Origin of the sequence: Hyphomonas sp. UBA3601 (assembly GCF_002375605.1) — a bacterium.
Lineage (GTDB): Bacteria > Pseudomonadota > Alphaproteobacteria > Caulobacterales > Hyphomonadaceae > Hyphomonas.
In genome coordinates, this window is record NZ_DFME01000138.1 from 677 (window position 1) to 15,166 (window position 14,490).

General features: G+C 58.8%; 12 protein-coding genes and 1 pseudogene. 6 read left to right on the top strand and 7 right to left on the bottom strand.

Annotation, left to right across the window (positions count from 1 at the left end; genetic code table 11):
- The 4 genes and pseudogenes from B4F73_RS16790 to B4F73_RS15545 all read left to right on the top strand — a co-directional run.
- A partial coding sequence (locus B4F73_RS16790) for a hypothetical protein (protein ID WP_414651875.1) occupies positions 1-228 on the top strand: 228 nt, incomplete at its 5' end.
- Positions 143-325: pseudogene (locus tag B4F73_RS16860) on the top strand (DALR anticodon-binding domain-containing protein); the annotation flags it as partial. The gene B4F73_RS16790 and the pseudogene B4F73_RS16860, both read left to right, overlap by 86 nt.
- A 204-nt stretch (positions 326-529) precedes the next feature.
- Positions 530-3,217 (top strand): pyruvate, phosphate dikinase, encoded by a 2,688-nt coding sequence (gene ppdK / locus B4F73_RS15540; protein WP_290483719.1) that lies wholly within the window; start codon positions 530-532, stop codon positions 3,215-3,217.
- Positions 3,218-3,641: 424 nt separating this feature from the next.
- Positions 3,642-4,721 (top strand): cell wall hydrolase, encoded by a 1,080-nt coding sequence (locus B4F73_RS15545; protein ID WP_242517500.1) that lies wholly within the window; start codon positions 3,642-3,644, stop codon positions 4,719-4,721.
- A 6-nt stretch (positions 4,722-4,727) separates the two neighbouring features.
- Here the strand turns inward: B4F73_RS15545 and B4F73_RS15550 are convergent, their stop codons facing one another.
- From B4F73_RS15550 to B4F73_RS15580, 7 genes are all read right to left on the bottom strand, one after another.
- Positions 4,728-5,537: an SDR family oxidoreductase gene (locus B4F73_RS15550; protein ID WP_290483720.1), complete on the bottom strand. Its 810-nt coding sequence runs from the start codon at positions 5,535-5,537 to the stop codon at positions 4,728-4,730.
- Positions 5,538-5,587: 50 nt separating this feature from the next.
- A complete protein-coding gene (gene nadC, locus B4F73_RS15555; RefSeq protein WP_290483721.1) occupies positions 5,588-6,445 on the bottom strand; it encodes a carboxylating nicotinate-nucleotide diphosphorylase in 858 nt (285 codons plus the stop codon).
- Complete coding sequence (locus tag B4F73_RS15560) at positions 6,442-7,980, bottom strand: L-aspartate oxidase (protein WP_242517501.1); 1,539 nt, start codon at positions 7,978-7,980, stop codon at positions 6,442-6,444. Before B4F73_RS15560 ends, nadC begins: the two co-directional genes overlap by 4 nt.
- Before the next feature lie 3 nt (positions 7,981-7,983).
- Positions 7,984-8,451, bottom strand: coding sequence for a hypothetical protein (locus B4F73_RS15565; protein WP_034814006.1), 468 nt, complete (start codon positions 8,449-8,451; stop codon positions 7,984-7,986).
- A gap of 67 nt (positions 8,452-8,518) precedes the next feature.
- A complete protein-coding gene (gene nadA, locus B4F73_RS15570; protein WP_206992624.1) occupies positions 8,519-9,661 on the bottom strand; it encodes a quinolinate synthase NadA in 1,143 nt (380 codons plus the stop codon).
- A 323-nt stretch (positions 9,662-9,984) separates the two neighbouring features.
- Positions 9,985-11,004, bottom strand: coding sequence for a DUF2804 domain-containing protein (locus tag B4F73_RS15575; RefSeq protein WP_290483722.1), 1,020 nt, complete (start codon positions 11,002-11,004; stop codon positions 9,985-9,987).
- Between the two features lie 397 nt (positions 11,005-11,401).
- Positions 11,402-12,865, bottom strand: coding sequence for a M20 metallopeptidase family protein (locus B4F73_RS15580; protein WP_206992626.1), 1,464 nt, complete (start codon positions 12,863-12,865; stop codon positions 11,402-11,404).
- Positions 12,866-13,019: 154 nt separating this feature from the next.
- On the opposite strand from B4F73_RS15580, the gene rpoZ reads away from it, so the two are divergent.
- Both rpoZ and B4F73_RS15590 read left to right on the top strand, forming a co-directional pair.
- The gene (rpoZ, locus tag B4F73_RS15585; protein ID WP_034814002.1) at positions 13,020-13,370 is read left to right on the top strand and encodes a DNA-directed RNA polymerase subunit omega; all 351 of its coding nucleotides are present in this window, start codon (positions 13,020-13,022) and stop codon (positions 13,368-13,370) included.
- 8 nt (positions 13,371-13,378) lie between these two features.
- Positions 13,379-14,490: RelA/SpoT family protein (locus tag B4F73_RS15590; protein WP_290483723.1), on the top strand; the 1,112-nt coding region annotated here is incomplete at its 3' end.

Sequence of the window (14,490 nt, forward strand, 5' to 3'; positions counted from 1 at the left end):
GTGCTCATCACGCGCCGCGTCGAGGCGCTGGGGGCGTTTCTCGATACCGAGGACGGGGCAAACCTGCTCGCAGGCTACAAGCGGGCGGCGAACATTCTCAAGGCCGAGGAGAAGAAGGGCGATCTGCCTGCNNCCGCTGAAGTCCGAGGATTTCACCGCAGCTATGGCCGAACTTGCCAAATTGCGTGGTCCGGTGGACGCTTTCTTCGAAGCGGTCATGGTCAATGACGAGGATTCCGCTGTGCGCGCGAATCGTCTGGCGCTGCTCACGAAAATCCGTGGAACACTTTACCGCGTAGCGGATTTCTCCCGCATCGATGGCTGATGCAGGTCAAGGCGCTCGCGTGCCCTTGTGTCAGACTGAAACGGCCCGCCTGCACGGGAACGCGCCAATGTGTCACGAACAACGTTGTCACCCCCCGCGTGCCCTTTCGGACACTGGCCAATGGCGCTGCAATGCAGCATAGGAATTGCAATTCGCCCCCCGTTAACTTGGGGGACACGACATATGTATCGGAAGGCAGAATTCATGGGTGAAGCAGCACTGAAGCCAGCAGACGAAACCTGGGTGTATGCTTTTGGAGGCGGGAGCGCAGACGGCGACGCCTCAATGAAGAATTTGCTCGGAGGCAAGGGCGCGAATCTCGCCGAAATGGCGAAGTTGGGTTTGCCCGTGCCACCGGGATTCACGCTGACGACTGCAGTCTGTACTGCTTATTACGAATTGGAGCGCCAGTATCCGGCAGCTCTGGAAGCGCAGGTTGATGCCGCGCTCGCAGCCGTCGAGCAGGAAACCGGCAAGGGCTTCGGCGACCCTGAAAATCCACTGCTCGTATCCGTACGCTCAGGCGCGCGCGCTTCGATGCCGGGCATGATGGACACGGTCCTGAACCTCGGCCTGAACGAATCAGCTGCCGCAGGACTGGCCAAAAAGGCCGGCGAACGCTTCGCCTATGATTCCTATCGCCGCTTCATCCAGATGTATTCCAATGTCGTGTTGAACATCAGCCATGACGAGTTTGAGCACATTCTGGACGATTACAAAGACCGTCAGGGCTATGATCTCGATACCGAGATGACGGCCGATGACTGGAAGCAGATCATCTCGCTGTACAAGGACGCGGTTCAGTACAATCTTGGTCGCCCTTTCCCGGATGATCCGAAGGAACAGCTCTGGGGCGCCATTACGGCGGTGTTCGGTTCGTGGATGAACGATCGCGCGATCACCTATCGCAAGCTGAATGATATTCCTGAAGAATGGGGCACGGCGGTCAACGTCCAGGCCATGGTGTTCGGTAATCTCGGCGAGACGTCTGCCACAGGCGTTGCGTTCACACGCGACCCGTCGAATGGTGACCCGGTCTTCTATGGCGAATATCTGATCAATGCTCAGGGCGAAGACGTGGTGGCGGGCATCCGTACGCCCGCGCCGATCTCCCGCGAGCGCGCAGATACGCTGGGCTCGACCGATGCGCCGCTCGAAGAGTCGATGCCGGAAGTCTACACCCAGCTGCGCGATGTCGCGAACACGCTGGAGCAACACTACAAGGATATGCAGGATCTCGAGTTCACGGTCGAAGATGGCCGCCTCTACATGCTGCAGACCCGTAACGGCAAACGTACCGCTGCCGCAGCGCTCAAGATCGCTGTCGACATGGCACGCGAAGGCCTGGTGACGGAAGAGGAGGCCATCCTGCGCCTTGAACCGTCTCAGCTGGACCAGTTGCTTCACCCAACCATTTCTGAAGATGCCAAGCGCGACGTAATCGTGATGGGCCTTCCCGCCAGTCCCGGCGCGGCCGTTGGGAAGGTCGTGTTTGAGTCAGAAGATGCCTGGGCCATGGCTGAAAAGGGCGAGGACGTGATCCTCGTGCGCATCGAGACCAGCCCGGAAGACATCAAGGGCATGCATGCTTCCCGCGCCATTGTTACGGCACGCGGCGGCATGACCAGCCACGCCGCCGTTGTGGCCCGTGGCATGGGCCGGCCGTGTGTCTGCGGCGCCGGTGGCCTGCAGATCGATACCAAGGCGGGCGTGTTCCGCGTGATGGGCCGTGAAATCAAGAAAGGCGACGTGATCACTGTGGACGGGGCGACCGGTCAGGTGATGATGGGCGCCGTCGAAATGCGCCAACCTGATCTGTCGGGTGATTTCGGTTTGCTGATGAGCTGGGCTGACAAGGTGCGCACGCTGAAAGTGCGCGCCAATGCTGAAACGCCTCTGGATACGCGTACGGCGGTTGAATTTGGCGCCGAAGGCGTTGGCCTCTGCCGCACTGAGCACATGTTCTTTGAAGAAGAGCGTATCCCCGAAGTGCGGGCGATGATCCTTGCGGATGGCGAAAGTGGCCGTCGCGCTGCGCTCGACAAACTCCTGCCGATGCAACGGAGCGATTTCGAGGAAATCTTCCGCATTCTGGAAGATCGGCCAGCCACGATCCGACTGCTCGACCCACCGCTCCACGAATTCCTGCCGCACACAGATGCGGACATGGACGAAGTGGCCAAGGCTTCTGGCGTCAGCGCGGATGAGTTGCGCCGCCGGGCTGCAGAACTGCATGAGAGCAATCCCATGCTGGGCCATCGCGGCTGCCGTCTCGGCATCACCTATCCCGAAATCTATGAGATGCAGGCGCGCGCTATTTTCGAAGCCGCCGTTAATGTTTCAAAGGAGACGGGTCGCAAGCCAATTCCGGAAGTGATGATCCCACTGGTCGCCACGCACAAGGAGCTCGCAATCCTGAAAGCGGTTGTGGACGAGGTTGCCCAATCGGTGTTTTCCGAGACGGGTGTCACGCTGGACTATATGGTCGGCACGATGATCGAGCTGCCACGCGCGGCGCTTCAGGCTGCTGAGATTGCACAATCCGCCGCGTTCTTCTCGTTCGGCACGAATGACTTGACCCAGACGACACTCGGCATTTCGCGCGATGATGCAGGCCGTTTCCTCAAGATTTATGAGGACAAAGGCATATACGAAAAAGACCCATTCGTGACGCTCGACCAGGTCGGCGTAGGAGAATTGGTCAAAATCGCTACTGAGCGGGGTCGTAAATCACGTCCTGGAATCAAGCTTGGAATCTGCGGTGAGCATGGCGGCGACCCGGCTTCGATTAACTTTTGTCAGTTGGCGGGACTCGATTACGTGTCATGCTCTCCGTATCGTGTGCCAATCGCGCGTCTCGCTGCGGCACATGCGGCGTTGAAAGCCAAATAAAGACGACTGTCCGCTAGAAACCGGCAGGATTTGGGTGTTGCTTCCGGGCAACACCCATTTTTGTGCAGTGCGAAATATTTCACGAAATTTGCAGAAATATTCCACTGTATTACAGAGGCTTGGCCGCTTTCTCCTAATGTAACGGTTTAAATCGAAAATCCGGGGCGGATCTATCCTGACAGAAAAGTCACTCACGTATCTGGCCAGCTTCTTGCTAGGTACCGGGAGAGATGGATATCCAACTCGAAGCGGGGCCAGAAACGGTCTCATAATTTTTAGTCAAACCAACAACACCCGGGGTTCGTAGGACGGAATATACCGTCTGCCGGGGGATTGGGGAGCGGTGATGTTAAGGGTTCTTCAACCACGAAGGGCGACTCTATCGCCAATGCGTGGGCTCCAAGAGCAGCTCAAGCGTTGGTGGATGGCTATGACGAACGAAGAGCAGAGAGATATTGTCATTCGCGGGGCGACCGTTGCGGTCTGCGCTGTGGCTGCGACTGTAACTCTTCCCCTGATTGGCGAACTCCAGATGGAGAAGCGCGCCGAAGCTGATTTCCATGCGGAAGCGGTACGCTTGGCTTCTATTGAAGACGGCGGCGTCACCGTGCGCGCTGATCCGATGACGCCAAGCCTGCTGGATACGCCTTGGATCCGTACCGTCGAGTACACTCTCAAGCGCGATACCGGCGCTTCAATGAGCCGTTATGCGATGCGCGACCGCGATGGTGCTGCACTTTCATCGCTGGTTTCGTTCCGTCCGGAGCACATCAAACGCGCCGAAAAGATTAACGACGAGGCACAGTGTCTGTCCCAGGCTATCTATTATGAGGCCGGAACAGAATCGCTGGGCGGCAAGATGGCCGTTGCCGAAGTCATCGCGAATCGGGTTCGCGACCATCGCTATCCTGACAGCGTCTGTGACGTCGTTTTCCAGGGTGCGACTCGCACAACCGGTTGCCAGTTCACCTTCACCTGTGACGGCGCCATGACCCGCGAGCCACGCGGTCGTAATTGGGATACTGCCCAGAAGGTCGCAGCACACGTACTGATGAACCTCAACGAGGAACGCACAGGCGGCGCGACGCATTATCACGCCACTTATGTTGACCCGATCTGGAGCGCTGGCCTCATCAAGACCGACAAGATTGGTTTGCACATCTTCTATCGGTTCCCGCGCGGCGCCGAATGGGCCCAAGTGCGCCAGAACTACAATCGCAAGCGCGAGCGCGTCATCACGGCAGCGGCTGAGGCTGATGTGAATGCTGCGGCGACGTCTGTGATCAAGACCACCGACGACGCCAAGGTTGAGAAGGTGGCCATGAATGCCCCGGCACCAACTCTGTCGCCGGCCTCTGTGACCACCTCTACGCGCACGATCACGAATGGTGCCCCGAAGTTCAACACGATGCGTAAATCGTCCGAGGTTTCCGACTATACGGCAGCCCAGGTGACGCAGGCGGCGGTAAGAAGCTCCGCTTCAGCCGCCGGCGCCATGAACTAGGAAACATCAGTCGCGTGGGGGCACACCCGCCTTCACGCGCTTCTGGATAGCGCCTGGCAACCAGCGCGCCATGAAACGTGCCCGTTCAGCATCTTTGCCAACCATGAAATGTGTATCTTTGCCATGAGCGGCGTCCCAGGCGCGTTCCGCAGCCATGGAAACCGGATACACATTCATGCCGTTTTCCTTGAGCTGGTCAGACATCTTGTGGTTCGAGCCGTCGCGATCCCCCATTTCGAGGATCGGCGTTTCAATGAACCACGGCATCAGACTGGTGACGCGAATGTCGAGATCGCGAAATTCGGCGTCGAGCGCTTCGGTCAGACCACGCACAGCGAACTTGGTTGCAGAATAAACAGCCAGTTGTGGTGAGCCGACAACTCCCGCGGTAGAGGCCGTGTTCACAATGCGTGCGCCTGATGTCGCCTTCAGAAGGGAGAGTGAAGCCTGCACGCCGTTCACTACACCTTTCACATTGATGTCGATGATCGCGTCATTATCCTCGCCTGTGATGTCTTCGAACCAGCCATGACGTCCAATGCCCGCATTGTTGAAGAGTACGTTCATTGCCCCTTCAGTGGCTTCGCGGAAATCCTTGATGGCAGCGGCCCAGTCCTCGCGGTTGCGAACATCAAGCCTGGCTTTCAGGCAGTTCTCGGATCCGATCTCGGCTTCGACGGCATCGAGGCCAGCAGTGTTCACATCATAAAGGCCGCAGAACCAGCCGCGTTTTGCAAAATAGCGCGCGGTCTCTGCTCCGATGCCGGATGCTGCGCCCGTAATAAAGATACTCTTTCGCCCGCTCGCTCGCGTCATGGGCTTTTCCTCCTGCTGATATCAGGGACTGATCGCCCTTTGCAGCAGTGTCAGACCACATCCATACCCACGTCAAGATTGGGAGCAGAATGCGTTAGCGCCCCCACGGAAATAAAGTCCACACCGGTCTCAGCGATTGCCGCAACGGTACCCAGATTGACTCCGCCAGATGCTTCGAGCGTGACGCGGCCCTGATTCATTTCAACGGCGCGGCGCAAGGTGTCGGTATCCATATTGTCGAGCAGGACGGCATGCGGCCCATGTTTCAGCGCTTCCGCGAATTGGTCGAGTGTATCGACTTCAATTTCGATCATGCGCAGGTGGCCCGCATAGGCCTTGGCGCGTTCCAGTGCGAGCGCCACGGAGCCACCGCAAGCGGCGATGTGATTGTCCTTGATCAGGATGGCATCATCCAGGCCGTAGCGATGTGCTGTACCTCCGCCGCACCGAACGGCGCGCTTCTCCAGCGCCCGGTGACCTGGGGTCGTTTTCCGGGTGCAGACAATTGTTGCGGACGTGTGAGAAATCTTTGCGACGTAGTTGCGCGTCATCGTGGCGACCGCTGACAGTCGTCCAATAAAATTCAGCATCGTGCGCTCAGCCGTCAGGATAGAGCGCGCGCTGCCGTCAAGGCGCGCGACAACATCGCCGGGTTTTACTGCCGTGCCATCATCCATCCGAACATCCAGTTCCACGCTTGGGTCGATCAGGGTAAGCGCGTGGGCCGCAGCGTCGAGACCTGCGATCACGCCGGGCTGGCGCGCTGCAATAACGACGCTGAGTTGGGTTTCCGGCGCAATGGTCGCGTCCGTGGTCAGATCACCTGCGCGGCCAAGGTCTTCTGACAGGGCAAGCCGAACGATGGGATCGAGGATGATCGCGGGCAGCGGCGGGGGGAGCAGTTTCATACGCGGACGGTCTCCTCAAAATCTCTCAGCAGGAACTGGCGTTCCGGCTCGATCATGTCTGGATAGTCAGACCGGAAATGTCCGCCCCGGCTTTCCTTGCGATTGATTGCGGCCTGAACGATCAGTCTCGCAGTGGTCAGCGCGCGAGCCGGCCCATGTATGGTGTTCAAGCGCTCGATCAGTTCAAGCACGCTGGTCATGCCGGTGGCATTTCGCACAACTCCACATTTTTCGGACATGGCGCCGCGCAATTCCTGCAGGGCTGGAACGGGTAACGCCCCTGGAACATGACCTGTTGATGCGTTAGGGGTGGCGAACTCAGCTTCGCGCAGGCGCTCGGCAATGCGGTGGGCAAATACGACAGCTTCTAACAAAGAGTTGGATGCAAGGCGATTTGCGCCGTGTACGCCGGTAGATGTACATTCGCCGCAGACGGACAGTCCATCGAGGCTGCTGCGCCCCCAGAAGTCTGGGACGATGCCACCCATATGATAGTGCGCCGCTGGAGCAACCGGGATCAATTCGGTGCGTGGGTCGATGCCGGCAGATTTGCAAGTGCCAAATACTGTTGGGAAATGGTCCGGGAAGTGTTCACCCACAGCCGTGCGGCAATCGAGAAATGCGCCTCGGCCAGACAAGCGCTCTGTGTGCACGGCGCGCGCCACTTCATCGCGCGGCGCGAGTTCGGCCAATTCATGGTAGCTTGCCATAAAGGCCGTGCCGTCTCGATTATGGAGCGTGGCGCCTTCACCGCGGAGGGCCTCGGTCGCGAGGGGGGCAGGATCGCGGCCAATGTCGATGGCCGTAGGATGGAATTGGACGAATTCTAGATCTGCAATCAGTGCGCCCGCTTCCCAGGCCATCGCAACAGCGTCGCCGCGCGCTTCGGGTGGGTTGGTGGTAACCTGGAACAGGCCGCCGGAACCGCCGGTGCACAGCACCGTTTCCCGCGCGGTCCGTGTGGAGAGCGTTCCGGCATTGTCCCGCAATATGACGCCTGCCACCTGAAGATTGGCATCCTGCATCAGGCCGGTGGCGCGGACGCCTTCGATGATGGTGATATGTGGCGCGGCGGCAACGGCCGCGACCAGCGCATCCATGATGGCCTTGCCCGCAAGGTCTCCGGCAACGCGTGCCACGCGCGGGTGAGAATGAGCGGCTTCAAGCGACAAGGCCAATGCGCCATCCGGCGTGCGGTCAAATGGAACGCCCAGCGCGACAAGATCGCGAACCCGGGCCGGGCCTTCCTCTGCAATGAGGCGGGCGATAATTGGGTCGACGAGTCCCGCGCCGGCCGCAACGGTGTCTGCGGCATGTTGTTTGGGGCTGTCCAGGGGGTGCATGGCAGCGGCCAGGCCGCCTTGCGCCCATGCGGAGGATGCGGCTTGGCCAAGCGGAGCCGGGGAGATGACGGTGCAGGGGCGCGGCGCCAGTTGCAGCGCCAGGAACAGGCCAGCAAGGCCGGCGCCTACGATCAGAACGTCATCATCGACTGGCCCATTTGCCGTCAGGGTTTGCGGAATGGAGGCGCTCACGGATCAGGAGATGCCGTCATTCGCGCGGCGGAATTCCGCCGGTGCGGTCACGGCAGACACCAGCGCGCCAAACATCCGATCAGCGGATTGGATGGTGAGCGTGAAATTGTCTGGTACATAGATCAGGCCCTCGACCTTGGCTTCCAGCATTTCCTCGATCTGGGACCGAATCGAAATTTGGTCTCCGAAGCGGCGAGCCTTGCAGGATTGGCGTACAACCGACCGGCCCCACATTGAGCAGACTTCAACCGCTGTGAGCTCACAGCTATATTGGCCTTCATCCGGGTGCGGAGAAAGATACATGGTGCCAGACATCATGCACTCTCCATTGCGATAGGGTTTTGTCTGGAAGCTCCAGGTGCCAAGGACATCCGATGAATCTCCCTCGCGTTTGCTGTCGGCATGAGCGGGAGTGCAGACCAAAAGGCCTGCGATCGCCATTGCCGCGAGACCGTATATGCCTCGGACCATTCTACCTCTCCTTGCGCCCTGAGACACATTACGCCGCTCCCCCGCGATTGCACAACCTGTCTGGCTGCTAGACGACCATTTCAAGCTCAAGTGGTTTCAAACCGGTCTTGAACGCGAGCGGCTTGACCATTTTCGGCAGGGCCATCATGGCGTCGAGGGCTTCCTTGGCGCGCACGCGGACATCCTCAGGGATGAGCACCTCGTACTCGCCCGTGACCAGGCAATCATAGATGTTTTCCAGCGTGATACGCTTCATGTGCGGGCAGAGATTGCATGGACGGATGAAGTTCACGTTCGGATTGGCTGACGCCACATTGTCACTCATCGAGCATTCCGTCAGCAGGACGACCTTGTTCGGGCTTTCCTCGGCAACGTAATTGGCCAGCGCGGACGTCGAGCCGGCAAAGTCGGCGGCTTCCAGTACATCCGGCGGACATTCCGGGTGAGCCAGGATGACGACGCCTGGGTGGGCTTCGCGCAATTGCTCGACATCGTCGGCGCTGAACATCTCGTGCACTTCACACGCGCCCGGCCAGGTCATGACGCGGATGCCGGTCTGGGCAGCCACGTTCTTGGCAAGGTATTGGTCCGGCACGAGGATAACCGTGTCAGTATTCCATTCAGCAGCGATGGCTTCGACGACCTGCGCCGCATTCGAACTGGTGCAGGTGATGTGGCACTCGGCCTTTACCTCAGCGGTACAGTTTACGTAGGTCACGACCGGGTAATTCGGGAATTTCTCCTTGATCAGGCGCACATCGGCGCCCGTGATCGAGGCGGCGAGCGAACAGCCCGCGCGGGTGTCCGGTATAAGGACGGTCTTTTCAGGCGCGAGGATCTTCGAGGTCTCGGCCATGAAGTGCACTCCGGCCTGCACGATGATATCGGCATCCACATTGGCAGCTTCACGGGCCAGCTGGAGGCTGTCACCACGGAAATCGCCGACAAGCTGGAAGATGTCCGGCGTCATGTAATTGTGCGCCAGGATGACGGCGTTCTTCTCTTTCTTGAGCCGATTGACTGCCGCCACGAGGGGCGCAATGGCTGGCCATTCCATCGGAGTGATGAAATCCTGTACCAGCGGGTACAGGTCATCGGTCTCCATTTTCACCGCGTCATCATAGACGAGGCCGCGCGCTTCAGCGGCAGAAGCGCCGCGCAGCGGAGTTGGCGTGGGGCAGCCGGGGCCGGAATCAATAAGACGTGCCATGTCGTCCTCCTTCGTAGCAGACCGACTTATGCTCGATCTGAGTATAATATGGGCCTGAAGCCTCGCGTTTCAAGGGGGTCGGCCTTCAAACGTCCGCAGACAGGTGGCTCTTGTGACAGCAGCTTGAAGCTTTTGCGCAGTCTGAGCAAAAGGGGAGTAGCGCTTTCAGCCTCGTCCGGCAAGTTCAAACACGCGTGAACCCCGCGTCAGCTTTCGTCAAACAGTGCCAGCGCGGCGGTTGTCATGGCCGCCACAACCACTGCGATGGTCGTGTCATGATCCGCCCTATGACAGCTCTCAACGCCACCTTGCCTGCTCTCCGCTCACCAACGATTTCGCACTTCTTCGGCAAATCCGGGCAAGTCCTTCACGGTCATCTGGCTGCCATCGTCAAGAATGACACGTCCTGAGAACAGGCCAAAGACCTGGTCCTGCGCAGTTTTCAATATGCCAAGGTCGGTCGTCTGGTGACGATTGATGATGGGAGCGAAATCCATCTCAAATCGATTGTCATTGCTGGTAAATTTCCATAGCGCGGAATCAGGCGCACCTTCAGGCATATGGAATGTGACATGGTCGAGCTTGTGGGCTTTACCATCCACGAACAGCATGTTTTCGCTGGCGGCGGATGTGTCGCCGAACCCATAGCCGATGTTAAACCCAAACGGTCGCCCCTTGACCAGGCCGGAAGCAGAGCCCCAATACCATGTGTTGTTATACGTCCAGACGCCGCGGCCCCAATCCAGTACAGCAAAGGCACTCTCAGGGGAGAACTGATACGTCTCCTCGCCCAGGGTGATCTTCCCGCGCGCGGGCATGCAGTTGATTTTCTGATTGTAATAAAAAGCCTTCGGGGCATTTGGAAACGGTGTCGCAATAACCATCCGGTCCATATCGGGCTGATCGAGCCATAATTCCCCGTGCAGTCCTTTTCCGTTGGCGAAAGCCGGATCATTCACCGTCAGGCGCCGCCCTCCTGCCTCATGCCGAAAGCTCAATTCCAGATCGCCCTTGCGCTGGGAAATGTCGCCACTATCGGCGCTGGCTGGCAACTTCATCTTGCCCATCGACCACGGGATGATAGCTCCATGATTGGTGGCTGTTTTGTGTTCCAGGTCGAGCCAGGATGTGCCTAGGAACCCAAGATAGCCATTGTCAGCGACAGTCAGAGCCAGCCCGAACCGGGGTGTCAGGATGCAGTAATAGTCCCACTCCTTTATGCGTAGGGCGCCCGCTTTGATGGCAGAGCGATCATAAGTCCTGACCTCGCTGGTCGCATATCCTCGTTCGACCAATCGCCCCCGCGCATCAAGTAGAGGGCCTACGCCCATTCTGTGTTGCATTCTCCCTCCTGGCGCGCCGGATATCTGAGATTTCGGAGCTTGTGGAAGACATATAAAGATAAGGTGGGCGTGCCTTCTACCCTCGACGTTAGGTCACTCCATATCGTCTTTCCTGTGCCGCATGGGAAAGTACCTTGCGAATTCGTCTGAGAATCTGTGCCCTCATACTCTTCCACATTTGCGCGGACACAGACTTCCTCTCCTTTAGCCTTCAGCAGGCGTGCCGCGCACTGATCGAAGTAATCGCGGGCGATCTTCCCGCGCCGCTCGCGACAGCGCTCCCTTGCCTAGTGTATGCCAAGTTGGACGAGGTGTAGGAGGACTCAGGTTTAGCTGTGCGAAATCGAGGAGGAGCACCTGCCGTGCCGCACCTGCGTGTCCGGCTAGGGGCGCAGGCTCACCCCTCGAACAGTTCCAACGCGGCCGCAGTCATAGCCTCGACGCCTGTGGCAATGGTCGGGTCGTAATCCGGAGCGAAGAATGGCGAATGCAGTGAAGGCAGGGGCAGGGAACTGTCTTTGGCGGCCTCATAGCGCGCAGGCTCCACTGCGCCGACCCAGAATAGGAGGCCTGGAATGTTTTCGTCCGTCCGTCCGAACTGGCTGAAATCCTCGCCGCCCATGACCGGGGCTACTTCCTTGACATTGTCTTCGCCGATTGCGTCCGCAATGGCCGCCATGGCTGTTTCGGCCAGGTCGGCGTTGTTGAAGAGCGATGGTGTATAGTCCTGCTCGATCGTGATCTCTGGCTCAGGCGCCCCGAAGGCCTCGGCTTGCGCCTTGGCAATGCGCTCAATGCCGCTCAGCAACATTTGACGGGTCGCGTCGTCATAGGAGCGCACCGTCAGGAGCAGCGTTGCTTCGTCGGAAATGATGTTGTGCTTTGCGCCGGCCTTGAACGAGCCGACTGTAACAACGGCAGAGTCTTGCGGGTTCGTATTACGCGAGACGAGGCTCTGCAGAGCTACGACGATGTGAGATCCGATCAGGATCGGGTCGCGTGTTGTGTGCGGGTAGGCGCCATGCCCGCCGACGCCTTTCACGGTGATGTCGACACTGTCGACATTCGCCATGGCGTAGCCCTTCGTATAGACAACCGTGCCAGCGGGCGCGGCTGCGGAAACGTGCAGCGCCAAATTGTAGTCCGGCTGAGGGAAGCGGCTGTAGAGGCCATCGGCCAGCATGGCCTGGGCACCAAGGCCGATCTCTTCGGCTGGCTGGGCGATCATTACAAGTGTGCCGCTCCACTGATCCTTGCGGGCAGCCAGTGCGCGGGCGGTGCCGATCCAACTGGTCATGTGGATGTCGTGGCCGCAGGCATGCATGACCGGGCTCTCGACGCCAGTCCATGTGGTCGACTGGACCTCTGAGGCAAACGGGAAACCCGTTTGGTCAGGAACGGGCAGGGCATCCATATCGGCGCGGATCATGACGGTCGGGCCATCCCCATTGCGCAATACGCCAACGACGCCGTGTCCGCCGACGCCATCCTTGACCTCACCTACATCTTTCATTGCCTTGGCGACCACCCAGTCCTGACCAATGCCGGTGGAAACGTCGAAGCCGAGATTTTCAAGTTCAGAGGCCATCAGAGCGGCCGATTTGGCTTCCTTGAAAGAAAGTTCCGGATTGGCGTGAAGTTGTTTGTAGATTTCGATCAGTTCTGCATCAGCCTTTGGCAAGTTGGTTTCTGCTGAAGGAGTGGCCGCGGATGAGGCCGGGGCGACCGTATTCGATGCTTCGGCCTCGGTCGTTGCGCCCGTGTCGGAGGCGACCGGTTGCGGCGTTTCAGCGGCGTCATTTCCGTTTCCGCAAGCAACGAGTGCAAGCGCGAGAGAAGAGATGGCAACATTACGGAACATGGGTTTCGACCTCCGGCTAAGGTAAGAAGGCACCGTAGCGGCGTTTTCAGCGCTGCCAAGGGGGCGAAAATGTCCTGCATTCTACGGCAATCGCCGGGTTGCGTCGGCGTGCTGCGCTGCATATAAGGGGCGGTCCAAAGGAGATTATCTGCTCATGGCCCGCGTTACCGTTGAAGACTGCGTCGAAAAGGTTCCAAACCGTTTCGAGCTTGTCCTGCTTGCTGCACATCGTGCCCGCATGATCCGCGAAGGTTCGCCTATTACTGTGGACCGCGATAATGACAAGGACCCAGTTGTGTCGCTGCGCGAGATTGCTGACGAGTCGATTGATCTGAAAGTGGTCAAGGAAGCGCTGATCTCCAATCTGCAGGACATTCGTCCAGGCGAAGAGAACGAGCGCGAAGCCGACCGTTTGGCTCTGGAATCTGCACCTGCTGCAACCGAAGAAGACGTCATGCGGGCCTATCAGGCCGAGCTGGAGTCCGGACGGGACGACCGGCTGTAGGAGGCCAGATGGACGGCAGCACCCTATCCGCAAAGGATGAAGGGGCTGGCGACATGGCTGGCACAGAGCGACCGGCTGCGGAAAAACCTAAAGATGTCCTGACCCGGCAGCAGCTGATCGATAAGGTTCGCGCCTATCACCCTCGGGTGAAATCCGAACTTCTCGGTGCCGCTTACGATTTTGCCAAAACGCATCATGGCGAACAGATGCGCGATTCGGGCGATGCGTATTATTCGCATCCTGTTGAAGTCGCGAGCCTTCTGGCTGACGTCAAGCTCGACGAGATCACCATCGTCGCGGGCCTCCTTCACGATGTGGTCGAGGACACCGAGATCGATATCGGCGATGTCGAAGTGCGCTTTGGTGCGGATGTGGCCGAACTGGTCGATGGGGTCACGAAGCTCGACAAGCTTGAATACAGCTCCAAGGAATTGGCTCAGGCCGAGAACTTCCAGAAGTTCATCCTCGCAACCACCAGCGACATTAGAGTCCTGTTGGTGAAGCTGGCCGACCGGCTTCACAATATGCGCACGCTGCACTTTCGGAAGAAGGCATCCAGTCGCGAACGCACCGCGCGGGAAACCATGGACATTTACGGCCCGCTCGCCCGCCGCGTCGGTCTTTACCAGATTGCTGCCGAGATGGAGGACCTGGCTTTCCAGGAGCTCAATCCAGAAGCGCGTCGTGCCATTCTCTATCGTCAGGACGAACTTGCGCTCGAAAATGCCGATGATCTTGAGCGTATCCGGGGTGACCTTGAGCAATTGATGGAGGTTTCCGGAATTCCTTGCCGCATCAAGGGGCGTCGGAAACAACCTTATTCGCTATGGCGCAAGCTTGAGAAGAAATCGATTTCCTTTCGGGATGTCGCTGACTTGTTCGCTTTTCGCGTGATCGTGGAGAGTGTTGAGGATTGCTACCGGGTTCTGGGAGAAATCCACAGACTCTGGGCCTGCATCCCTGACCGTTTCCGTGACTATATCTCCGTGCCCAAGCCGAACGGTTATGCCAGCCTGCACACAACCGTACGCGCTTCCGGCAACCGGCGTGTCGAACTCCAGATACGCACTGAAGAGATGGACCGCACCGCCGAGTTCGGCGTGGCTGCGCATTGGGGCTA